The sequence below is a fragment of the Achromobacter semiaridum genome (assembly GCF_053543755.1).
Genome location: NZ_JBLVOL010000021.1, coordinates 32,291 through 52,776, shown reverse-complemented (window position 1 = coordinate 52,776; position 20,486 = coordinate 32,291). Strand labels below are relative to the sequence as shown.

Below are 20,486 nucleotides of genomic sequence, written 5' to 3'. Positions count from 1 at the left end.
TCCTGGATGCGATTCACGGTAGCAGAACCGGAGCCGTCAGATCCAGACGTCGTTGGGCGCGCTGCGCGCGCCGCCCTGGTCGCCGGTATTGGGTACGCCACAGGGTTCCACCAGCATCAGGTGCGTTTCCTGGATGGCGCGGGGTTTGTGCTCCACGCCTTTGGGGATGACGGTCATGTCGCCCGGCCCCAGGTCGATGTGGCCCAGGTCGGTCTGCCCGTCGCGCAGGTCGATGCGCAGGCGGCCGCTGATCACGATAAAGGTTTCGTCGGTGTCGGCATGGCTGTGCCAGACGAATTCGCCTTGCACCTTGACCACCTTGAACTGGTAGTCGTTCATCTGCGCGATGACCTTGGGGCGCCAGTGTTCGTTGAACAGGGCCAGCTTGCCGGCAATGTTGATGGCGGAAATGGGGGGCATTTTGAAAGCCTGGATAAATGATGACCCCGCAAGCTTAGGGCGTGGGCCGGCTTGGCGTCTTGTACGTTCTTGCAGGTTTTGCAGGTGGGTGGGAGGGTTCCGGGGCCGTTGCCGGCTGTTGTAATTTTCTTTGGCCGCCGCGCGCACTAGCGGTGCAGCATGCGGCGCCAACGGTCGGGCGTCATGCCGTAGGTCTGCGCATGGCGGCGTGTCAGGTGGCTTTGGTCGGTAAAGCCGGCGCCGGCCGAGGCGTCGGCCAACGACGCACCGGCCGCGATCAGGCGGCGCGCCAAATCCAGCCGGCGCAGCATGACATAGCGGTAGGGGCTGGTGCCGAACAGGGCCCGAAAATCGCGCGACAGGCTCCAGCGGTCTTTGCCCGCGGCCTGGGCCAGCGCGTCCAGCGTGATCGTGGTGTCCAGCGACGCGTGGATGTACTGGCGCGCGCGCTCGGTGGCGACGTAGTCGGCGCAGCGGCGGCCGCGCGGCCTGCCCGCGGCGGCGCACAGTGCATGCGCCAGGTCGTATAACGCGTCGTCTTCCTGCAAGGGGTCAAGCGCCGCGTGCGTGTCTTGCAGCAGCGCGCCGCTGGCGCCGTACAGCCGGGCGTCGGCCGAGATGCCGCCCGGGATGAACGGCAAGGGCCGCCCGCCCAGAATCTGCTGGATCAGCGCGGGCTCGACATAAAGCATGCGGTAATGAAAGCCGGCCTCGGTGCCCGCCTGGCCGTCATGCGCTTCGTCGGGGTGCAGCACGATGGTGCCGCCGGGCAGGCTGTGCCGAACGGCGCGGCGGTAGTTAAAGCTCTGCACGCCCGCCAGCGTACGGCCGATGGCGTAGGTGTCGTGGCGGTGCATGTCGTAACCATGACCCCCGAAGTAGGCTTCGATGCGCTCCACGTGGCCGGTGTCGGCGGCGCGAAGGATCCAGTCCTGAGTCGGTGTGGCGCGGGTCATGGCGGCCTGCCTTGGGGTTAAGGCTGGGCTAGCGTAATGGCTAGGTCAGGGGGGTTACGCCTTCACCTGGACCAGTACGAACTCGTTGCCGTACAGGTCGATGAAGTGGGCGTAGACGGTGGTGTCGTCATGGACGGGCTCTTTGGTGAAGCGCACGCCGCGCGCGACAAAGCTGCCGTGGTCGCGCATGACGTCGTCGGTGTAGAACACGCCCACCGGCTGGCCCCCGGTCTGGTCGCCGACGCGGTCGCGTTGCGCCTGCGTCAGCGCTTGCAGCAGCCAGACACCCACCGCCGGTTGGGCGGGCAGGCGCAGGTGCACATAGCGCTGCTGGCCCACGGGCATATCTGCGAATACCTCCATGCCCAGCTTGTCTTGATAGAAGGAAATGGCGGTGTCGTAGTCGTTCACGAGAAGGACGAGACGGCCCAGCGAATGCATGTCAGGACTCTCTTTGAGGTTAAGCGTGCGGCTATGCTAACCCGCCCAGGCCCCTTTTTCCTTTAATCGGCCTCGCGCACCAAGCGCAGGCCGACCAGCGGGTAGCGCGTTTCCTGCGTATTCCAGTTGCGATAGGACGAACGCGTGTACAGCGCCCAGGTATGCCAGGACCCCCCCCGGCGCACCCGTACGTTGCCGCTGGCCGGGCCGGTGGGGTCGTCGGTGGGCGACTGCGCGTAATAGTCTTCGCCATACCAGTCCGACACCCATTCCCAGGCGTTGCCGTGCATGTCGTACAGGCCGAAGGCGTTGGGCGCGTAGCTGGCCACCGGCGCGGTAAAGGTGTTGCCGTCGTGGCGCGGGGTGGCAAATGCGTGCCATTTTGGCCACAGGGGCGCGGTGTCGGCATCAAAACCGTTGCCCGCGTCGGCCATGCCAGCCGGGTCGTCGCCATTCTGATAGCGCGTGCGGGTGCCGGCGCGGCAGGCATATTCCCATTCGGCTTCGGTGGGCAGGCGGTAGACGTGGCCTTCCTGCTGGGTCAGCCAGCGCGCCAGGGCGGTGGCGTCGTTCCAGCTGATGTTCACAACCGGGTGGTCGTCGGTCTGCGCAAAGCCGGGGTTGCGCCAGGAATAGCGGCGGTCGCGCCCTTCGAAGGCGTCGCCGCGTTCGGATTTGTCAGGGTCATACGCGGCGTTGTAGCCATAGCCTCCCGTGCCGTCCGCCTCGGACTCGGGCACGTAGCCGGACGCCTCGATAAAGCGCTTGAACTGGCCGACCGTGACCTCGGTGCGTTCCAGATAGAAGGGCCGGGTGATGCGCACCGTGTGCACCGGCGCCTCGTCAAACAGTTGAGTGAAACGGTCTTCAGGATATTGGGGGTAGTCGCGGGACAGCGTCTCGGCCGATTCGTCGCTGCCCATCTGGAACGTGCCGGCGGGTATGGCCACGAAGCTCATGTCCAGCGAATTGACCAGCAGCGCGGGCGGCTCGGCGGCCGGCGCGGGCAGGGACAGCGCCGCGCCGGCCAGGCACAGGCCGGCAAAGGGCAGGCGGGGCGATAGCAGGCGGGGTGATAGCAGGCGGGCAAGTAGCGGGCGAAGGCGGGTACGCATGATTGTCGGCGGCATAAGCGCAAGGGGCGCAATAGGGCGGGGGCGAAGTGCGCCCGACGCGGGCGCGGGCAGGGGTGCGAAAGTGTAGGGCGGCCATTCGTGCACGGCCAGACGCGGTCAACCCTAGTGTCGGCCCCGATGTCAGTCTCGATGTCAGGCTTGATGTCAGACCCCGATTTCAGCTCCCGATTTCAGCCTCCTATTGCAGCCTCCTATTGCAGCCTCGTATTGCAGGCTCCTATGTCAGCCTGCCTTGCGCAGCGTGAAGTTGATGCGTTGGCTGCCCAGCCGGGGATGCGGCGCTTCCTTCATCGGCATCACGCCGTGATGGCGCAGGCGGTCCACGCCGCCCCAGACCACCACGTCGCCATGAAACAAGGGCACGCGCGCCGCTTTGTCGGCGCGGTCGTCGCCACCGAACAGGAACAGCGCGGGCATGCCCAGCGACACCGACACGATCGGCGCGTCGAAATCGCGTTCGTTCTTGTCCTGGTGCAAGGACAAGCGAGACCCCGGTTCGTAGCGGTTAACCAGGCAGGCGTCCGGCGTGAAACCGGGAAAGCCGGCTTCCCGGGCGGCGGCTTGTGCCAGTCGCAGAAAGGCGGCGGGCAGCGCCGGCCAGGGCTGGCCGGACAGCGGATCGATGCGCGTGTAGCGGTACCCGTGCGCATCCGTCGTCCACCCCCATTCGCCGCAATTGGTCAGCGCCACCGACATGGTGTAGCCGCCCGGCGTGCGCATGTGACGAAAGGGCGATTGCGCGGTCACGGTGTCCACGCCTTGCAGCAGCGCGTCGGTGTCCGCCAGCGCAAAGCCGCGCAGCACAAAGGACTGTGGGCCGATCTGGTCACGGCCGTGCTGCGCAATGTCTTCGTCGTCGAACAGGTTCAGGGTCATGGCGGGGACTAATGTGTGGCGGCCCATTGTGTGGCGGCCCATCGTGCGGCGGCCTATTGTGCGGGGAGCCTATTTTGCAGGGAGCCTATTTTGCGGGGGGCCGTTCGGCGGGCAGCCTATTGCGCGTCATGAAAGATCACGCCCAGCGTGTGGCGCAGGCCTGTGTGCAGCGCACTGACGCCGTGCCGCATCGCCGTCTTGCGCCAGCCGCGCGCGCCTGGCACGGGGCGCAGGTTAACGGTGAAGATCAGCGCATCGCCCTGTTGCAACGGCAGCACGTCGACGCGTTGTTCGCGGCTGCTGGTTTCCTGCATGACAAACTCTCCGCCGGTGAAGTCATGGCCGGGACGCGACAGCAAGATGGCCACTTGCAGGGGGAACACGTGTTCGCCATACAAGTCCTGATGCAGACAGTTGTAGTCGCCCGGGCCGTATCGCAGGATCAACGGCGTGGGGCGGCACTGGCCGGCGTCGTGGCAACGTTGCAGGAAGGCGGCGTGCTCGTTCGGGTATTGCACTGAAATGCCCAGCTGCCGGTTCCAGCGGTTGGCAATGGGGGCCAGGCGCGGATACAGCGCCGTGCGCAGGTCATGCAGCAAGGGCGGCAATGGGTAGGAAAAATACTTGTATTCGCCGCGCCCGAAGCCATGCCGCGCCATCACAATGCGGCTGCGGTAACGATCGGGCTCGTCGTACCCGCCTGCGAATTCGTCGCATTGCGCGGGCGTCAACAGGCGGGGGACGATGGCGTTGCCGTGCGCGTCCAATGATTGCGTGATGGCGGTCCAGTCAAAATCGGGCAACGCGGGGCGGGGCGGGGCATCCATGGCGATCGGCAAGTGCGATGAAACAAAACGGTGAATCTACGTCCGGCAGGGGTCGCGCCGAACTCCGCTTGTTGCGATGGCGATAAGCTCGGCAAATGGAACATTACGAACGTTATAGCAGCGCGTCTCAAGACGTACCACTGCCGCGTGCCACGGCAGCGGGCCGGCGGCGGCGGGCAAAGGCAGCGGGCTAAGGCAGCGGGCTAAGGCAGCGGGCAGAGGCAGCGGGCAAAGGCCGGGGGCTACAGCCACGGATCGCCGCCGCAAGTCACCCGTCACAGTAGCGATTCCAGCGGCAGCAGGGAAACGAACCATACCGAGAACCGCTTCCACGCCGACGTGCCGGGCTCGGTATCGTGGCGCACCGTCTTGCCATCGCGCTGTTCTTCCCAGATCAGGTTGCCCTGCTCGTCCAGGCATACACGGTAGGCCAGCTTGGGAACCTCTTGCTGGAAGGCGTTGGCGATGCCGGTCGCGAGCGTGGGGCTGTCGATGACAAAGCCCAGCTCGGTGTTCAAGGTGGCGGATCGCGGATCGAAGTTGAACGATCCGACGAACACGCGCCGGCCATCCACGGCAAAGGTCTTGGCATGCAAGCTGGAACCCGAACTGCCAAAGGGTCCCATGCTTTTGTTGCGATCCGCGCCGCGCGCCTGCCGCTTCATCTCGAACAGTTCCACACCACTGGCCAGCAAGTCCTTGCGGCGCCTGGCATAGCCGGAATGCACCACCGCCACGTCGGTGGCTTCCAGCGCGTTGGTCAGCACCTGGACCTTGACCCCGCTTTGCGCCAGCTTTCCAAATGCCTCGGTGCCACGGGCGGTGGGCACAAAATAGGGCGACACCAAATACAGATCCTGCGTGGGCGCGCCGATGATTTCGTGCAGCTGATGCGGCAGCATGGCCTCGGGTGGCGCGGTGCCCAGCGTCTTGCGCGGGTCGTCGCTGACCATGCGCGTATCGGCCCATTCCAGCGTCAGCTCGCCGGCCAGCAGCTGCCGGATGAAAGGCAGCCGCTTCATGGCGCGCGCGTATGCCGCCGCCTCGGGCGAGCCCTCGACTTTGGCTGCCTGCTCTTCCAGCGCGTCCAGTTCGCCCGGGCCGGCCGGTTTCAGTATCCGGTCAACCGGGTAAGCCGAATCGCTGCTCCAGTAGCGGTCAAAATCCGTGGACACATCGTTCACGGCCGCGCCGATCGCCAACACGTCCAGGTCTGTGAACAGCACGCCGCTGGTGGCGGCAAAGTACTCGTCGCCGATGTTGCGCCCGCCGATGATGGTGGCCTGGTTGTCGGCGGTGAAAGACTTGTTGTGCATGCGCCGGTTCAGGCGGCTGAAATCCGTGACGTAGCCCAGTGGCTTGGGCCACCGCAACACAAACGGGTTGTACAGCCGCACCTCGATCATGGGGTGGGCATCCAGCGCGGCCAGCACTTTGTCCAGCCCTGCCGTGCCGTTGTCGTCCAGCAGCAGGCGCACGCGCACGCCCCGGTCGGCGGCGGCGTGCAGCGCTTCCAGCAACATGGTGCCCGTCATGTCGTTGTGCCAGATGTAGTACTGCACATCCAGGCTGCGCTCGGCGGCGCGGGCCAGCATCATCCGGGCGGCAAAAGCGTCATGCGCATCGCCCAAGGGGTGGATGCCCGACTTGCCAGGGTGCGCGGCGGCCAGCGGCGTGATGCCACGGCCCAGCGCGGTTGCCGCCGCGTCGTCGGGCGTCAGCGCCTGTGATTCGTGGCGCTTGTCCAGCGGGGGCAGGCTGCAACCACCCAGAAACGAAAGGCAAAGGAGGGACATGAGTAGGGTTCTGGCCAAAAGCATGCCGTATTGTGCCGAAAATTCTTTTCCCGCCAGATTCTTGTGCGATTTCCGCATCTGAGATAAATTCCCAGATATGGAAAACGCGATCAACGACTTGGATCTGGACCGCCGCATCGCCCACCGGCTGCGCGCGCTAAGGCAGGAACGCGGCTGGTCGCTGGACGAGCTTGCCGGTCTGGCGGGCGTCAGCCGCGCCACATTGTCCCGCCTGGAAAACGCCGAGGTCAGCCCCACGGCCTCGGTGTTGGGCAAGCTGTGCGCCGCGCACGGCATGACCATGTCGCGCCTGATGATGATGGTGGAAGACGACTTCGCGCCGCTCGTCCCAGAAAGCGCTCAAGCCGTGTGGGTAGACGACAGCGCGGGCTTTCGCCGGCGCTCGGTGTCCCCGCCCGCGCAGCAACTGGCCGGCGAAGTGCTGGCCTGCGAACTGGCGCCCGGCGCCCGCATTGCCTACGACCAATCGCCCCGGCCTGGCCTGGAGCATCACCTGTTGATGCTTGAGGGCGAACTGGCCATCACCGTGGACGGGCAAACGTACGCGTTGGCGCCGGGCGACTGCCTGCGCTACCAGCTGTTCGGCGCCAGCCTGTTCGTGACCCCGCCGCAATGTGGCGCCCGCTACCTGTTGTTCATCGTCTGAGCCCGCCATGAAGTCCATGACACCCATGACACCCATGACATCCATGACACCCATGACACTACACCGCGCCAATACCGACGTAACCTTGTTGACGGCTGACGCCGCCCGCGCCTGCCTGAACGAGCTGGGCAGCGTGCTGCATGCCTGTGTGCACGGCGGCGCCAGCGTCAGCTTCGTCCTGCCGTATTCCCCCGACGACGCACAGGCATTCTGGCGCAGCAAGGTGCTGCCGGCGGTAGAAGCCGGCCGTCTGTCGCTGTGGGTGGCACGCCAGAACGGCCGTATCGCCGGGTCGGTGCAACTGGACACCGACACCCCGCCCAACCAACCCCATCGCGCCGAGATCCGAAAACTGCTGGTCCACCCCGACTTCCGCCGCCGCGGTATCGCCCGCGACCTGATGCGTACCGCCGAAGCCCATGCCATCCACCTGGGCCGCACCTTGCTCACCCTGGACACCCGCAGCGGCGACAGCGCCGAACCGCTATACGCATCGTTGGGCTACGTCACGGTAGGCCAGATCCCCGGCTTCAGCCGCGACCCACACGATCCGGGCAAGCTGGACGCGACAACGATCATGTACAAGCGGGTTTGACAGGGTCGACAAAGCCGCAGAGCTCGTCGATCTCTTTGGGAAACGAGGTGTACGGCACGTTGTATTCGATGAACTCGGCGAGGCTGTCTGGGAACCCTATCAAGACCAACCAGAGGATTTTTGCGGGCGCCCACAATGGCGCCCACCGCTTCCCTTTTGGGCTGGCAAGGTCGCTGCGGTACCTGACAGCCCAATCGCGGTAGACACGCAAGAAGGTCCACAATAAAAACGGGCCAGATTTGACCCGGTCGAGTCAAATCTGGCCCGCTAGCCTGGCCGCTTACCGCAGGCAGGGACGTTATGCCATCAAGCCAGCGGCTTGATACCCACGCTGTACGGGGGCGCGTTGCCGCGGGCGGGGGCCTTGATCTTCAGCATCGAGCCGCCGGGGGTGAACTCGAATTCCTGAAACGGCACTTCAAACCACTGGTGAAAGCTGGTGCGCGAGAACTCGGGCACCCAGACCTTGGGGCGCTTGGCGTCGCAATGGAATTCAACCAGCGTGCGGTCGATGCCCAGGGGGCGCGTGTTGCCGATGCGGTAGCTGACGCGCAGCTCGGCGCTTTCGGTCGAGCCGGGGCGCCAGGTCAGGCCGATGGATTCCATGAATTGTTCAATCGCCTGAATACCGCGATGCATAGTTGACTCCGAATGCTGGCGGGCGACGCGCGCCCACAAAAATCCGCCGCATGCAGCGGCGGGAAACACCCGAATTATCCGACATTCCGCGTCGGGGTGCCCAGACGGGGCCATCCCAGGGCCATCGCGGGCGCGGCAAGTCGGGCGCGGCGGGGGAAGGGCGACACCGCAGGGCGCAACCCCGTCCGGCGCAGCCGCACGGACCATCAACGTAGAAATAGGCAGGTTTCACGCAAGAACAAGCCTGTACGCAGAGGCGCTCGATTTCTAACATTCTTTCCAGGCTCAGCGGCGGTGCTTTTTACGGAAAGCGCGGCGAACAGAGCCGGCCGCCAGGCATCTTGCCGGGCGCCGCAAGCACGCAAGCAAGCACGCAAGCAAGGGAAGAAAATCGCATGAACTCCGAAAAAATCTGGCTGGTGACGGGCGCATCCACGGGCTTGGGCCTGGTGTTGGTGAAGATGCTGCTGGCCCAAGGTCACAAGGTGGCGGCGACGTCGCGCGATGGCGATGCGTTGTTGGATGCGGTCGGGGCCAAGCTTGAGGGCCAGTTCCTGCCGTTGACGGTGGACCTGGCCAACGATCGCAATGTGCGCCGCGCGGTGGACGCGACGGTGGCCGCGTTTGGCCGCGTTGATGTGGTGGTGAACAACGCGCGGGCTGCCTGCCCGGGATCGCTTGCCGAGCTGTCCGACGCGCAGGTGCGAGCCGCGTTCGACATCAACGTCTTCGGCACGCTGAACGTGATACGCGCCGTGTTGCCGCGCATGCGGGCGCAGGCGGGTGGCCACATCATCAACGTGTCGTCGATCCTGGGCTTTGATGGTGGGCATGCCGAATGGGGGGCATACAGCGCGGCGAAGTTCGCCGTATGTGGCCTGACCGAAGCGCTGGCCGCCGAGGCGGCTGGGTGGGGCGTGCGCGTGTCGCTGGTGTACCCGGGCGCGATGCGGGCGGGTTCGCCGCAAGACGGCGGCGGTTCGCCGGAACGCGCCGCGCGCGGGGCGCACGCGCAAGATGGCGGCGACGTGGCCAAGGCCGCGCAGGCGCTGATCCAGGCGGCCCACGCGCAATACGCGCCGCTACACCTGTTTCTGGGCCGCGACGCCTTCGATCAGGCGCGCGGCAAGATCCAGTCAGTGCAGCAGGAATTGGCGCGATGGCGCGAAATGTCGGTGTCCATCGGCTTTGTCGACGAACGGCGTCTGGCCGCATGAGGGCCGCGGCTGAAAAGCGGGCTTGATTGCCCGTGCCTGCCCGTTCGCGTACCCGTCATCCCGCCCAGCCGCGCGCAACCTGCCAGGCGCCCAGCAGGGCAAGGCTGATCATGAAGCACAGCTTGAACATCCGAGCCGACAGCTTGTTGCGCAGCCATTGCCCCAGCGCCATGCCCGCCAGCGCGGGCAACAGCATCATCACTGACGACCCGGCCGCCTGGGGGCTGTAGCCGCCGTTGATCCACAGGCCCAGCGCCAGCGCCACGGTGGACACCGTGAACGAGATTCCCATGGCCTGGATCAGCCCGTCCTTGCCCGGGTTCAATGCTTGCAGGAACGGCACGGCGGGGATGACGAACACACCGGTGGCGGCGGTGATGACGCCGGTAACCGCGCCGACCAGCGCGCCCAGCGCGTGCTCGTGGCGGCGTGGCACGCTGGGGGGCAAGCCGAACAGGCCCCACGCCGCATAGGCGATCAGCGCCAGTCCCAGGGCGACGCCGGCCCACTGCCCGCTGGGCACGCCCAGCCACAGCGCGCCGGCCACCGTGCCCACGCAGATGCCGGCCTGCATGGCGCCAACGCGGCGCAAGGTGTGCGGCAGTGTGGACCAGGGGCGCGCTTGCCAGAGATTGGTGACCAGCGAGGGCACGATCAACAAGGCGGCCGCCTGCGCCGGCGCCATCACCAACGCCAGCATCGCCATCGAAATCGTGGGCAAGCCCAGGCCCACCACGCCCTTCACCACGCCCGCCAGCACGAACACCGCGATGACGGCGGCCAGCATCGCCGGGGTGCCTCCGGGCACCAGGTCGGCGGGGGTCATGGCGTTGCTCCATTGCCGTCCAGCCTATGGCTGGCCCTGACGCGCGGGGTCGGATCGGCCAGAAAGAAACGCGCGCGCAGGGGCGCTTGATCGAGGCGGTTGATAGGCGCAAAAGTCATGGTGCGACGGTCAGCATGGGGATAAGGGCCGAGTAAAGGTGGCATAAAGGAAACGTCGGAGCAGTGTCGGGGCGGGGTCAGGGCAGCGTGAGTGGGGCGGCTTGAAAGGGGCGGCTTGAAAGGGGCAGCTTGAAAGGGGCAGCTTGAAAGGGGCAGCTTGAAAGGGGCAGCTTGAAAGGGGCAGCTTGAAAGGGCGAGCTTGAAAGGGCGAGCTTGAAAGGGCGAGCTCGAAAGGGCCAGCTTAAGGGCAGCGTAATGGGGATATAAGGACTTTGATTCTGCGCCGCGACGCACCGCTACGCGATCGGGAAATCGCGTAGCTTGCCTATGGTCACGCCATAGCCAGCGCGTGCTACGCTGCCCGGATGCGATTTGACCTGACCGACCTTCGTCTATTCCTCAACGTGTACGAAACCGGCTCCATTACCGCCGGCGCGCAGCGTACGCATATGACGCTGGCATCGGCCAGCGAACGCATTCGTGGCATGGAAAATACGCTGGGCGTCGCCCTGTTGCTGCGCGTGCATCGCGGGGTCGAGTCCACGCCCGCCGGGCGCACGCTGGCGCATCACGCCCGTCTCGTGCTGGGGCAAATCGATTGCATGCGCGGTGAACTGGACCACTACGGCCAGGGCCTGAAAGGGCACGTGCGCATGCTGTGCAACACCACGGCGCTTACGGAACACCTGCCGCCAGTGCTGGGCGATTTTCTGCGCGACCATCCGCGTGTGTCGGTAGACCTGCAAGAACGCACCAGCGTGGAAATTGCCGATGCGCTGCGCGCGGGCGCCTGCGACATGGGCGTGCTGGCCGATTCGGCTGACTTGCACGGCCTGCACACGCGCGTCTTTCGCCATGATCCGCTGACCCTGGTGGTGCCGCGCGGGCATGCACTGGCGGGTCGGCGATCGGTCGCGCTGGCCGAGGCGGCTGACGAGGATTTCGTGGGGCTGATTGAGGGCAGCGCACTGCAAGAACACCTGGCGCATCATGCGCGCCGTGGCGGCAAGATGCTGTCATACCGCGTGCGCCTGCGCGGCTTTGATGACGTGTGCAAAATGGTGGGGCAGGGCGTGGGCGTTGCGATTGTGCCGCGTGCCGCGGCCGTGCGCCTGGGCAGGGCGGCCGGCGTGCAGCGCGTAGCGCTGACTGACGATTGGGCCACGCGCGATCTGGTGCTGTGCGTGCGCGACGCGCTGCCCGCATACGCGGATGCGCTGGTGGCCTGCGCGTTGCGCGACGCGCCCGTCAAGACCCCGGCAGCGGCCTGGCCTTAGACAGATGGCAGCGCTGAAACCACGAGCCGGACGCGATTGCGACCAGGATGATCAGCCCGTACAGGCACATTGCCACGGCCGCCACCAGAAAGAAAACCATCAGTGATCCGGTCAGGTGCAGGGCGATGCCGCCCGCGCCCACGGCGGTGACCAGGCGCAGGCAGCCGGCCAATAGCGGCCACTTCAAACGGCCCGCGCCCTGCGAGGCGAAGTACATCGAAAACCCCAAGGCAAAGAATCCATACACCGGCCCGACCGTTTGCAGGTAAAGGGCGCCGGCTTGCAGCATGTGGTCCTCGGCGCCGAACAATCGCAGCCAGGCTTCCGGAAAAAACGCTGCTGCCAGGCCGATGGATTCGGCCAGCACGAAGGCCATCGCGCCGCCGGTCAAGGCGATGCGCACGGCGCGCTCGGGCTGGCCCGCGCCGATGTTGGACGCCACCATCGCCACCATGGGCGCGCCCAGCCCGAACGCGATGGGCATCAACAGGTATTCCAGCCGCACGGCAATGCCGTAGCCGGCCACCGCCGCCGTGCCGGCATAGGCGCCAACCAACGCGGCAATCAGCGCTACCTGGGCGTTTGTCAGCAACGGGTTCAGCGTGGCCAGCGCGCCCACGTTAAGAATGCTGCGCATCAGGGACAGGTGCAGTCGGCTGAGGACCAGCCGCGCCGGGTTGCGGCCGCTGGCGCAGTAGAGGCCCAGGATCAGCGCGCCCACGCCGTAGTAGATGACCAGCGCCCAGCCGCCGCCGGCCACGCCCAGCGCGGGAAACGGCCCCCAACCGAAGATCAGGCAGGGCGACAAGGGCACCAGCAACAGCGCCCCGCCGCAGATCACCGCGCCGGGCACCAGCATGTTGCCGGTGCCGCGTATGACGCTGGCGAAGGCGTTCATCAACCACATCAGGATGATGCCGCCGAAGATGACGTTGGAATACGCCAGCGCCGCGTCCAGCGCGTCGCCCTGCGCGCCCAGTGCGCGATACAGTTGCGGGCCGAAGGCCAACAGCAGTACACAGAACAGCAGGCCCAGCAGCGCATTGAGCACAACGGCGTGCAGCACCAACTGGTTGGCCTCTTCCTGGCGCCCTGCGCCCAACGCTCGCGCCACGGCGGCCGAGATGCCGCCGCCCATCGCGCCTTGCGACATATTGCCCATCAGGAACAGCACCGGCACGACCAGCGCCACGCCCGCCAGCACCGATGTGCCCAGCCGCGCCAGGAACCAGGTTTCGATCAAGCCGGTGGCGGACTGGGCCGACATCATCAGGATATTGGGCCAGGCCAGGCGGGCCAGCGTGGGGGCAATGGGCGCATGAAGCATCGCTTGCAAGCGCGCGTTGGCAGGGCGTGGTGGGGGAGTCGCTGACATGGTTGGCGGCCGGAAAGGGGGCGGTGGCTAGGGCGGAGTAGGGGCAAAAGGGGGCAAAGGCGGGGCGAAAGGCGGCGCTGCAAAGACACTACGGAAGGCGCGGCAAAGACACCACGACGGACACTGCGAAGGCGCTACCTCGGCGGGTCAAAGGGTGGGATAAAATTTACGTGCATATGCCAATATCTGTCAACAATGCGCTGGACGCCAGCCGTTCCCGGCAGTAGCGTATTGAGCTTGCCCGATTCACTTTGCCCGACCGTTTGCCACGCACATGTCCGACGCTGAACCCGCCACGTCCGGTCCGATTCCCGGCCCGACCTCCGGCTTAACCCCCGGCCCGATTCCCGACCCGCTCGTCTGCAACGGCGCCGCCTTGCGCAAGGCGACCCGGCGCGTCTCGCAGTTGTATGACACGGTGCTGGCGCCGTGCGGCTTGAAGGTGTCGCAGCATTCCATCCTGGTGCATATCGCCCGTGCCGGCGCGCCGTCCATGACGGACCTGGCCCGCGCGCTGGTGCTGGACCGGTCCGCGCTGGCGCACAACCTGAAACCGCTGGAGCGCGACGGCTATGTGGAAACATCGCGCGACGAGCGCGACGGCCGCAGCCGCCGGGTCGCGCTGACCGATGCGGGCCGCGCCAAACTGGCCGAATCCAAACGCTTGTGGAAGGACGCGCAGCGCCGTTTTGAAGCGGCCTACGGCACCGAACGCGCGGCGGCATTGCGGCATGCCCTGGCCGATATTTTTTCCGAGGATTTTGCCCTGGCCTTCAGCCGGGGCTAGGACGCGCGGCCGCCGCCTGCCACAGCACGCCGGCCAGCACGCAGCCCATGCCCAACGCTTGCGCCGCCGTCACCGTTTCGCCCAACACCATGGCCGCCAGCAACACGGCGCTTGTCGGCGCCAACGCGGTGAACAGCGCCGCTTCCGCGCCCCGTACGCGCGCCGCGCCCGCATACCAAAGCAGAAAGCCGCCCACCGTGGGCACTAGCGCGTAGTAGCCCACCGCCATCAGCGCGCTGCTTGAAAAGGGGAGCGACCACGGGGCTTCGGCCACGCTGGCCAGCGCCGAAAACGCCAGTCCAAACCCGGTCATCACCGTCGACAGCGCCAGCGGTGGCACGGGCGCGCGCAAGCGTTTGTTCAGCAGGATGAACAGCCCTTCGCACACCACCGCGCCCAGAATCAAGGCGTTGCCGGTCCATGACGTGGGCGTGTCGGCGTCACCACCGCCACGCGCCATCAGCGCAACGCCCGCGGCGGCCACGGCGATTGCGCCCAACGTTGCCTTACCGGGCCGTTCGCCCAGCAGCAGCATCGCGATACCGGCGGACACCAGCGGCAGCGTGCCCAGGATGATGCCGCCGTCCACCGCCGACGCGTGTTGCAGACCGGCGATCAGCAGTGTCGTGTAGCCCACGCTGCCCGCGATGGCTTGCGCGGCCAGCAGCAACCAGTCGCGCCCGCCAAGGCGCGGCACGCGGGCGCCGGTGGCTGCCATCAACACCGCAAAGCACGGCAACGCCAGGGCAAAGCGCAAGGCGGTGGCGGTAAAAGGCGGCATGCCGGCGCCGATGATCTTGCTGGCCACGACCGTGCTGCCCACCAGCACCATCGCCGCCGCCAGAAACCCATAGCCTTGGAACTTGCCCCTTGCATTCATTGCGCAGTCCTTGCTGAAGAAAACCGCAGCATGGGGCGGAAGCAAGGGCGAGGTCTTGAATGAAATTGCAGGGCGGTATCGGGCAGCGGCCGCCCTTGAAGAAACTTCCCCGCCGCCTCAGGCGGCGCGGGCCGCTGATGCGTAATGGCCGGGCGACACGCCGTAGGCGCGCGCAAACAGCCGCGTCATGTGGCTTTGATCCGCAAAGCCGCTGGCGGCGGCGGCGTCGGCCAGCGCCATGCCGCGCCGGATCAGCTGCCGCGCCAACAGCAGCCGACGTTGCATCTGATAGGCGTGCGGCGTCATGCCGGTGGCGCGCGTAAAGGCGCGCAGCGCTTGATAACGGCTGAGGCCGCTGGTGGCGGCAAGGTCGGCCAGGGACAGCACGGCGGCCGGCGCGTCATCGATCAAGGCTTGCGCATGGCGGATGGAAGCGGGAACGCCCACGCGCGCGTCGGCCGATAAAACGGGCGCGCCGTCCCCTTGCGCCTGCACCAGGATGCGCAGCAGCAACGCGTCGCTAGCCAGCGGGGCGGGGTTGCCGATTGCGTGCGCGTACAGGCGCAACACGTCATGGGCCAGCGTGGGCTGGTCGAGCGCCGGGTGTACGAATTCGTATGCGGCGGCCGTGCTGCCGCCTTCGGCAAGGTGGCCGGCGGCGTCCATCACCACGTGCGGATCCAGGTACACCATCTGCCAGGCGCGCGGCGCGCCTCCGATGGGCGCGCCGTCGTGCACTTCGCCGGGGTTGACCGTAATGACGTGGCCCGGCCCGGCCGTGACCTGGCCCCGGCCGCTGTGGGACACCTGCGCGCCCTGGCGCATCACGCCGATACCGAACTGATCATGCGTATGCCGCGCGAACGCATGGAGGCTGCGCGCGGCAACGGCCTGCACGCCGGCAAGCACGCTGCGCTGCATCTGGAATTGGCCGGAAGGCATGGTCGGATAGGGTGGGTTGGGCGCGTGGCGGTGGCCCAGTATCGCTTGCCGATCCCGGCGCGATCAAGCCTATTGCAAGCCGTTCCAGCGCGCCACCGACGGCTCGGCCGCCGCCCATTTCCACTGGCCGTTTTGCTGGCGGCAGATCAGGCTGGTGTAGGCGGGGGCAGGCGCGTCTTCCTGTTCTACCGTGAACAGCACCTCGCGGCAGCGGGTCAGTGGCGTGTCGATATCGCGCACGACCTGGATCCCGCCGTTTTCGTTACCCACGGGCAGCGCATGCCGGATCTGCCAGTGGCGGATCTGGCCGATCGGCAGGTCGCCCGCCGCGTTGGCCATCACGTTCTGTTGGTCGTTCTTCCATTCGCGCAGCACGTATTTCACCGTGGCGTCCACGGCGGCCTGCACGGTCACGCCGATGGCGTAGCCCGCGACCGGGTTGGCCGTGGCCGCGCCGCTGACGGTGCCGACCACGGCACCCGTGGCCCCGCCGATCGACGAGCTTTGGCAGCCCGACAAGAGGGCGCCGGCAGCCAGCGCCAATACACAAACACGCGGGATCACTGCAACGACCCCCAACGCGCCGTGGCCGGCTCGGCGCTGGCCCAGCGCCACTGCGCGCCGTCGCGGCAAATGGTGGTGACGTAGAACTCGCGCGTGGGTACGTCTTCGGCCTTGTTGTTGGCCTTGGTGGCGGTTTTGTCGGCGGATTTGTTGGCGGACTTGTCGGCAGGCGTGTCGATGGAAAACACGACTTCCTTGCATTGCAGCCCCACGCCGCCGATCAAGCGGCTGACGGCTACCTGCCCCTGCGCGTCGCTTTCGATGGGAATCTGGTGTTTGACGCGCCACGGGCCCACGGCGCCCACGTCCAGCGCGCCGGCGGCCGTGGCGATGGCGTCCTGCTCTTCGCCGCGCGTCTTGCGCTGCGCGTAGGCCAGGGCCGCTTTCGCGCCGGCCTGTACGCCCAGGCCGATGCCGGTGGCCACGGTGGCGTTGTCGGTGACTTTGTTGGCGATGGCCGTGCCCGCGATACCGGCTGCCGCGCCGGTGCCTTCGTTAAGCATCGAATTGCAGCCGGACAGCGCGGCGGTTGCGGCAAGGCCGATCAAGGCAAGGGCGAATGCGCGGCGCGGCGCGTCTGAGTGCGGGGTGGGGAACAAGCGGCGGCCTCCTGCATGATTCTTGGCGCCGCAAGTATAGGATCGGGGTGGCCGCGCACGGCCCAACGTTTGCATTGGTTGACAATTTTGTCGACAAGCGCCCGTGTCAACGCCCGGCTCAATTCCCCGGCCGCGCGCCCTTGGTATAGACCTCGCGCAGCTTCGAGGCGAACAGTGCGTCCACGTTGCGCCGCAGACCGTCGGCCCGTGTGAACAGCGAGATCGGCGGCAGCGTCCAGTCAAACGAATACGGCACGATGGCCGCGCCCGCGATCCGTACCAGTTCGTCGGCGATATCGGCCGGCAGGATCGACACGGCGCGGTCGCTGGCCACAATCATTTCGCCGATCAGCTTGGACGAATCGCTTTGCACCGACGGCGGCGGCGGCGCCACCCCGGCACGCAGGAAAATCTGCGCCACCTGTTCCCGGATGGGGCTGCCTGGCGTGCCCAAAATCCAGTCCAGGTCGGCCAGCCGGTCCCATTCCAGCCGCGACCGCCCCAGCCGCGCCGCCAGGCGCCGGCTGGCGATCAGGCGGGGCTGCTGGTGGTACAGCACTTCAAAATCGATATTGCTCAGGTCGACCGATGGCGTGGCCCAGCCCACCACCACATCCAGCGTGTGGTCGCGCAGTTGTCGTAGCAGGGCGGGGCCCTGGCCTTCGTGGATGGTTGCGGTGATGCGCCGGCCTTGCGGCAAGGTGCGGCCAATGGCCGCCGACAGCATCTGGCCGGACACAAACGGAATGACGCCGATGTGCAGATGGGCGGCATGGCCCGCCGCCACCGCCTCCATTTCCTGCACCAGATGGCCCAGGTCGTGAACCAGCCCGCGCGCCCGCGCCAGCACCACGGCGCCCAGCGGCGTGGGTGTCATGCCGCGTACCGAACGGTCGAACAGCGGCACGTCGAACATGCTTTCCAGTTCAGCCAGCGCGTTCGTCACGGCGGGCTGGCTGGTGGCCATGTGTTCGGCCACGCGCGTCAGCGATCCGTGCTGCTCGATCTGTAACAGCAGCATCAGGTGCCGCATCTTCAGCCGCGAGGTCAGTTTCCGGATTACCGCATCCGGGTCAAAGGCCGTCATAGACACGTCATAAGGTAAAGGTAATGGGACGATATTAAATCCGAATCAACACCTTATGTCTGCGCGCCTAGAATTTTTCCCATATTCACGTCACCCCTTTATTTCGCCACACGAGGCTACCGCCGCATGAATTCGCCCTCCGACCGCCAGGCAGCACTGGACTATCACGAGTTTCCCACCCCGGGAAAGATTTCAGTGGTGGCGTCCAAGCCGCTCGTCAACCAACGCGACCTGGCGTTGGCGTATTCGCCGGGCGTGGCGGCGGCCTGTGAAGAAATCGTGGCCGATCCTGCCAACGTCTACCGCTACACCGCGCGCGGTAACCTGGTGGGCGTGATCACCAACGGCACGGCCGTGCTGGGCCTGGGCAACATTGGCGCGCTGGCGTCCAAGCCCGTCATGGAAGGCAAGGCGGTGCTGTTCAAGAAGTTTGCCGGCCTGGATGTGTTCGACATCGAAATCAACGAAACCGATCCGGACAAGCTGGTCGAGATCATTGCCGGGCTGGAAGCTACTTTCGGCGGCATCAATCTGGAAGACATCAAGGCGCCGGAGTGCTTCACCGTCGAGCGCAAGCTGCGCGAACGCATGAAGATCCCCGTTTTCCACGACGACCAGCACGGCACCGCCATTACGGTATCGGCGGCGTTCATCAACGGCTTGAAGGTCGTGGGCAAGGACATCAAGAAGGTCAAGGTCGTGACCTCGGGCGCGGGCGCCGCCGCCCTGGCGTGCCTGGATTTGATGGTGGACCTGGGCCTGCCGCTGGAAAACATCTGGGTCACCGACATCGAAGGCGTGGTCTACGAAGGCCGTGTCGAACTCATGGACCCGGACAAGGCGCGTTTCGCGCAAAAGACCGATGCCCGCAAGCTGGCCGAAGTGATTCAGGACGCCGATGTGTTCCTGGGCCTGTCCGCCGGCGGCGTGCTCAAGCCCGAGATGGTCGCGGCCATGGGCACGCGCCCGCTGATTCTGGCGCTGGCCAACCCCACCCCGGAAATCTTGCCGGAACTGGCGCATTCCGTTCGCGATGACGTCGTCATGGCCACCGGCCGTTCCGACTACCCGAACCAGGTCAACAACGTTCTGTGCTTCCCGTACATTTTCCGGGGCGCGCTGGACGTGGGCGCCACCACCATCACGCGTGAAATGGAAAAGGCGGCGGTCTACGCCATTGCCCAACTGGCTCAGGAAGAACAGAACGAAGTCGTGGCCGCGGCCTACGGCACGTTCGATATCTCTTTCGGCCCGGAATACCTGATCCCCAAGCCGTTCGACCCGCGTTTGATCGTGCGCATCGCGCCGGCGGTGGCCCAGGCGGCCATGGAAGGCGGCGTGGCCACGCGTCCGCTGGCCGACCTGGAAGCCTACGAAGAACAGTTGCAGCAGTTCGTGTACCACTCGGGCGCATTCATGAAGCCGCTGTTCTCGGCCGCCAAGCGCATCGTGCGCGAAGGCGGCCCGGCGCGCATCGTGTTCGCTGAAGGTGAAGACGAACGCGTGCTGCGCGCGGTGCAGGTCGTGGTGGACGAAGGCCTGGCGCGTCCCATTCTGGTGGGACGCCCGTCCGTGCTGCTGACCCGCATCGAAAAGCTGGGTCTGCGCCTGCGCCTGGGTGAAGACGTTGAAGTCACCAACCCCGAATACGACGAACGCTTCCATCAGTACTGGACGACGTACTGGGAACGCATGTGCCGACGCGGCATCACCAAGGAAATGGCGCGCGTGGAAATGCGCCGCCGCATGACCTTGATCGGCGCGATGATGGTGCACCTGGGCGATGCCGACGGCATGGTCTGCGGTTCTGTGGGCGCGTACCATGACCACCTGCGATTTGTGGACGAAGTGATCGGCCGCCGTCCGGGCCACAACGTGTACGCGGCCATGAACATCCTGCTGCTTAACGAGCGTACGGTGGTGCTGGTGGACACGCACGTCAACGACGAGCCCACGGCCGAGCAGATCGCCGAATTCACCATCGCGGCCGCCAACGAAATGCGCCGCATGTACCTGGCGCCCAAGGTGGCGCTGCTGTCGCGGTCGAATTTCGGATCGGGTAGTTCCGCGTCGGGCGCCAAGATGCGTCGCGCGCTTGAAATCGTGCGCGAAAAAGAACCCGAGCTGGAAATCGACGGCGAAATGCACGGCGATTGCGCCTTGGACGAAGCGCTGCGCATGCGCATCCTGCCGTCGTCCACGCTCAAGGGCGAAGCCAACCTGCTGGTGTGCCCGAACGTGGATTCCGGCAACATTGCCTACAACCTGCTCAAGACGGCGGCGGGCGGCAACGTGGCGGTTGGCCCGTTCCTGCTGGGCTGCAACGCGCCGGTGCACATCCTGACCTCAAGCTCGACCGTGCGCCGCATTGTGAACATGACCGCGATGACTGTGGTCGATGTCAACACGCCACGTTGAAGTGAGTCCCGCCGGTCCGGCGTGCCCGCGCACGCCGCCCGG

The 20,486-nt window shown here is 66.2% G+C and carries 21 protein-coding genes; 6 read left to right on the top strand and 15 right to left on the bottom strand.

Translation table 11 applies throughout. The annotated features are described in order from the left end of the window. Positions 1-36: 36 nt before the first annotated feature. The 7 genes from ACNPP0_RS07405 to ACNPP0_RS07375 all read right to left on the bottom strand — a co-directional run bounded on the left by ACNPP0_RS07405 (position 37) and on the right by ACNPP0_RS07375 (position 6,452). The gene (locus ACNPP0_RS07405; RefSeq protein WP_332611286.1) at positions 37-420 is read right to left on the bottom strand and encodes a cupin domain-containing protein; all 384 of its coding nucleotides are present in this window, start codon (positions 418-420) and stop codon (positions 37-39) included. A 146-nt stretch (positions 421-566) separates the two neighbouring features. Then, positions 567-1,376 (bottom strand): AraC family transcriptional regulator, encoded by an 810-nt coding sequence (locus tag ACNPP0_RS07400; RefSeq protein ID WP_448705474.1) that lies wholly within the window; start codon positions 1,374-1,376, stop codon positions 567-569. Between the two features lie 54 nt (positions 1,377-1,430). Further along, positions 1,431-1,817 carry a VOC family protein gene (locus ACNPP0_RS07395; protein WP_104142264.1) on the bottom strand — a complete coding sequence of 129 codons (387 nt, stop codon included), beginning with the start codon at positions 1,815-1,817 and terminating at the stop codon, positions 1,431-1,433. A 62-nt stretch (positions 1,818-1,879) separates the two neighbouring features. Further along, positions 1,880-2,932, bottom strand: a complete 1,053-nt coding sequence (locus tag ACNPP0_RS07390; RefSeq protein ID WP_448705473.1) for a formylglycine-generating enzyme family protein — start codon at positions 2,930-2,932, stop codon at positions 1,880-1,882. Between the two features lie 243 nt (positions 2,933-3,175). Further along, a complete protein-coding gene (gene alkB / locus ACNPP0_RS07385) occupies positions 3,176-3,829 on the bottom strand; it encodes a DNA oxidative demethylase AlkB (RefSeq protein ID WP_332611292.1) in 654 nt (217 codons plus the stop codon). Positions 3,830-3,945: 116 nt separating this feature from the next. Beyond that, a complete protein-coding gene (locus tag ACNPP0_RS07380) occupies positions 3,946-4,656 on the bottom strand; it encodes a 2OG-Fe(II) oxygenase (protein WP_448705472.1) in 711 nt (236 codons plus the stop codon). A 275-nt stretch (positions 4,657-4,931) separates the two neighbouring features. Next, on the bottom strand, positions 4,932-6,452 hold the full coding sequence (locus tag ACNPP0_RS07375) for a phospholipase D family protein (RefSeq protein WP_442880339.1): 1,521 nt from the start codon (positions 6,450-6,452) through the stop codon (positions 4,932-4,934). A 97-nt stretch (positions 6,453-6,549) separates the two neighbouring features. Here ACNPP0_RS07375 and ACNPP0_RS07370 point away from each other — a divergent pair, with 97 nt between their 5' ends. Together ACNPP0_RS07370 and ACNPP0_RS07365 are read left to right on the top strand one after the other, a co-directional pair. Beyond that, on the top strand, positions 6,550-7,119 hold the full coding sequence (locus tag ACNPP0_RS07370) for a helix-turn-helix domain-containing protein (protein ID WP_448705471.1): 570 nt from the start codon (positions 6,550-6,552) through the stop codon (positions 7,117-7,119). A gap of 52 nt (positions 7,120-7,171) precedes the next feature. Beyond that, positions 7,172-7,714 (top strand): GNAT family N-acetyltransferase, encoded by a 543-nt coding sequence (locus tag ACNPP0_RS07365; protein WP_448705530.1) that lies wholly within the window; start codon positions 7,172-7,174, stop codon positions 7,712-7,714. A gap of 306 nt (positions 7,715-8,020) precedes the next feature. On the opposite strand, the gene ACNPP0_RS07360 is transcribed toward ACNPP0_RS07365, so the two are convergent. Continuing rightward, positions 8,021-8,353 (bottom strand): hypothetical protein, encoded by a 333-nt coding sequence (locus ACNPP0_RS07360; protein ID WP_006221349.1) that lies wholly within the window; start codon positions 8,351-8,353, stop codon positions 8,021-8,023. Positions 8,354-8,748: 395 nt separating this feature from the next. Between ACNPP0_RS07360 and ACNPP0_RS07355 the strand changes: the two genes are divergently transcribed. Beyond that, complete coding sequence (locus ACNPP0_RS07355) at positions 8,749-9,570, top strand: SDR family NAD(P)-dependent oxidoreductase (RefSeq protein WP_448705470.1); 822 nt, start codon at positions 8,749-8,751, stop codon at positions 9,568-9,570. A 55-nt stretch (positions 9,571-9,625) separates the two neighbouring features. On the opposite strand, the gene ACNPP0_RS07350 is transcribed toward ACNPP0_RS07355, so the two are convergent. Next, the gene (locus tag ACNPP0_RS07350) at positions 9,626-10,396 is read right to left on the bottom strand and encodes a sulfite exporter TauE/SafE family protein (RefSeq protein ID WP_448705469.1); all 771 of its coding nucleotides are present in this window, start codon (positions 10,394-10,396) and stop codon (positions 9,626-9,628) included. A 484-nt stretch (positions 10,397-10,880) separates the two neighbouring features. On the opposite strand from ACNPP0_RS07350, the gene ACNPP0_RS07345 reads away from it, so the two are divergent. Then, on the top strand, positions 10,881-11,792 hold the full coding sequence (locus ACNPP0_RS07345) for a LysR substrate-binding domain-containing protein (protein ID WP_448705468.1): 912 nt from the start codon (positions 10,881-10,883) through the stop codon (positions 11,790-11,792). On the opposite strand, the gene ACNPP0_RS07340 is transcribed toward ACNPP0_RS07345, so the two are convergent. Continuing rightward, positions 11,764-13,167, bottom strand: coding sequence for an MATE family efflux transporter (locus ACNPP0_RS07340; RefSeq protein WP_448705467.1), 1,404 nt, complete (start codon positions 13,165-13,167; stop codon positions 11,764-11,766). The genes ACNPP0_RS07345 and ACNPP0_RS07340 overlap by 29 nt on opposite strands. Before the next feature lie 274 nt (positions 13,168-13,441). Here ACNPP0_RS07340 and ACNPP0_RS07335 point away from each other — a divergent pair, with 274 nt between their 5' ends. Further along, the gene (locus ACNPP0_RS07335) at positions 13,442-13,954 is read left to right on the top strand and encodes a MarR family winged helix-turn-helix transcriptional regulator (RefSeq protein ID WP_448705466.1); all 513 of its coding nucleotides are present in this window, start codon (positions 13,442-13,444) and stop codon (positions 13,952-13,954) included. Here ACNPP0_RS07335 and ACNPP0_RS07330 read toward each other — a convergent pair. The 5 genes from ACNPP0_RS07330 to ACNPP0_RS07310 form a co-directional block, all read right to left on the bottom strand. Next, positions 13,941-14,834 carry a DMT family transporter gene (locus ACNPP0_RS07330; protein ID WP_448705465.1) on the bottom strand — a complete coding sequence of 298 codons (894 nt, stop codon included), beginning with the start codon at positions 14,832-14,834 and terminating at the stop codon, positions 13,941-13,943. The genes ACNPP0_RS07335 and ACNPP0_RS07330 overlap by 14 nt on opposite strands. A 117-nt stretch (positions 14,835-14,951) precedes the next feature. Further along, positions 14,952-15,776, bottom strand: coding sequence for an AraC family transcriptional regulator (locus tag ACNPP0_RS07325; protein WP_448705464.1), 825 nt, complete (start codon positions 15,774-15,776; stop codon positions 14,952-14,954). Positions 15,777-15,845: 69 nt separating this feature from the next. Further along, the gene (locus ACNPP0_RS07320; protein WP_332611305.1) at positions 15,846-16,340 is read right to left on the bottom strand and encodes a hypothetical protein; all 495 of its coding nucleotides are present in this window, start codon (positions 16,338-16,340) and stop codon (positions 15,846-15,848) included. Beyond that, positions 16,337-17,014 (bottom strand): hypothetical protein, encoded by a 678-nt coding sequence (locus ACNPP0_RS07315; protein WP_442880341.1) that lies wholly within the window; start codon positions 17,012-17,014, stop codon positions 16,337-16,339. The genes ACNPP0_RS07320 and ACNPP0_RS07315 overlap by 4 nt, the downstream gene beginning before the upstream one ends. Before the next feature lie 43 nt (positions 17,015-17,057). Beyond that, on the bottom strand, positions 17,058-18,026 hold the full coding sequence (locus ACNPP0_RS07310) for a LysR substrate-binding domain-containing protein (RefSeq protein WP_448705463.1): 969 nt from the start codon (positions 18,024-18,026) through the stop codon (positions 17,058-17,060). 126 nt (positions 18,027-18,152) lie between these two features. On the opposite strand from ACNPP0_RS07310, the gene ACNPP0_RS07305 reads away from it, so the two are divergent. Then, positions 18,153-20,444, top strand: coding sequence for an NADP-dependent malic enzyme (locus ACNPP0_RS07305; RefSeq protein ID WP_448705462.1), 2,292 nt, complete (start codon positions 18,153-18,155; stop codon positions 20,442-20,444). Positions 20,445-20,486 lie beyond the last annotated feature (42 nt).

Excerpts from the sequence above, each read along its gene's own strand:
- ACNPP0_RS07405 (WP_332611286.1), bottom strand. The coding sequence starts at position 420 with ATGCCCCCCATTTCCGCCATCAACATTGCCGGCAAGCTGGCCCTGTTC.
- ACNPP0_RS07400 (WP_448705474.1), bottom strand. The coding sequence starts at position 1,376 with ATGACCCGCGCCACACCGACTCAGGACTGGATCCTTCGCGCCGCCGAC.
- ACNPP0_RS07395 (WP_104142264.1), bottom strand. The coding sequence starts at position 1,817 with ATGCATTCGCTGGGCCGTCTCGTCCTTCTCGTGAACGACTACGACACC.
- ACNPP0_RS07390 (WP_448705473.1), bottom strand. The coding sequence starts at position 2,932 with ATGCGTACCCGCCTTCGCCCGCTACTTGCCCGCCTGCTATCACCCCGC.
- alkB (WP_332611292.1), bottom strand. The coding sequence starts at position 3,829 with ATGACCCTGAACCTGTTCGACGACGAAGACATTGCGCAGCACGGCCGT.
- ACNPP0_RS07380 (WP_448705472.1), bottom strand. The coding sequence starts at position 4,656 with ATGGATGCCCCGCCCCGCCCCGCGTTGCCCGATTTTGACTGGACCGCC.
- ACNPP0_RS07375 (WP_442880339.1), bottom strand. The coding sequence starts at position 6,452 with ATGTCCCTCCTTTGCCTTTCGTTTCTGGGTGGTTGCAGCCTGCCCCCG.
- ACNPP0_RS07370 (WP_448705471.1), top strand. The coding sequence starts at position 6,550 with ATGGAAAACGCGATCAACGACTTGGATCTGGACCGCCGCATCGCCCAC.
- ACNPP0_RS07365 (WP_448705530.1), top strand. The coding sequence starts at position 7,172 with ATGACACTACACCGCGCCAATACCGACGTAACCTTGTTGACGGCTGAC.
- ACNPP0_RS07360 (WP_006221349.1), bottom strand. The coding sequence starts at position 8,353 with ATGCATCGCGGTATTCAGGCGATTGAACAATTCATGGAATCCATCGGC.
- ACNPP0_RS07355 (WP_448705470.1), top strand. The coding sequence starts at position 8,749 with ATGAACTCCGAAAAAATCTGGCTGGTGACGGGCGCATCCACGGGCTTG.
- ACNPP0_RS07350 (WP_448705469.1), bottom strand. The coding sequence starts at position 10,396 with ATGACCCCCGCCGACCTGGTGCCCGGAGGCACCCCGGCGATGCTGGCC.
- ACNPP0_RS07345 (WP_448705468.1), top strand. The coding sequence starts at position 10,881 with ATGCGATTTGACCTGACCGACCTTCGTCTATTCCTCAACGTGTACGAA.
- ACNPP0_RS07340 (WP_448705467.1), bottom strand. The coding sequence starts at position 13,167 with ATGTCAGCGACTCCCCCACCACGCCCTGCCAACGCGCGCTTGCAAGCG.
- ACNPP0_RS07335 (WP_448705466.1), top strand. The coding sequence starts at position 13,442 with ATGTCCGACGCTGAACCCGCCACGTCCGGTCCGATTCCCGGCCCGACC.
- ACNPP0_RS07330 (WP_448705465.1), bottom strand. The coding sequence starts at position 14,834 with ATGAATGCAAGGGGCAAGTTCCAAGGCTATGGGTTTCTGGCGGCGGCG.
- ACNPP0_RS07325 (WP_448705464.1), bottom strand. The coding sequence starts at position 15,776 with ATGCCTTCCGGCCAATTCCAGATGCAGCGCAGCGTGCTTGCCGGCGTG.
- ACNPP0_RS07315 (WP_442880341.1), bottom strand. The coding sequence starts at position 17,014 with ATGCAAACGTTGGGCCGTGCGCGGCCACCCCGATCCTATACTTGCGGC.
- ACNPP0_RS07310 (WP_448705463.1), bottom strand. The coding sequence starts at position 18,026 with ATGACGGCCTTTGACCCGGATGCGGTAATCCGGAAACTGACCTCGCGG.
- ACNPP0_RS07305 (WP_448705462.1), top strand. The coding sequence starts at position 18,153 with ATGAATTCGCCCTCCGACCGCCAGGCAGCACTGGACTATCACGAGTTT.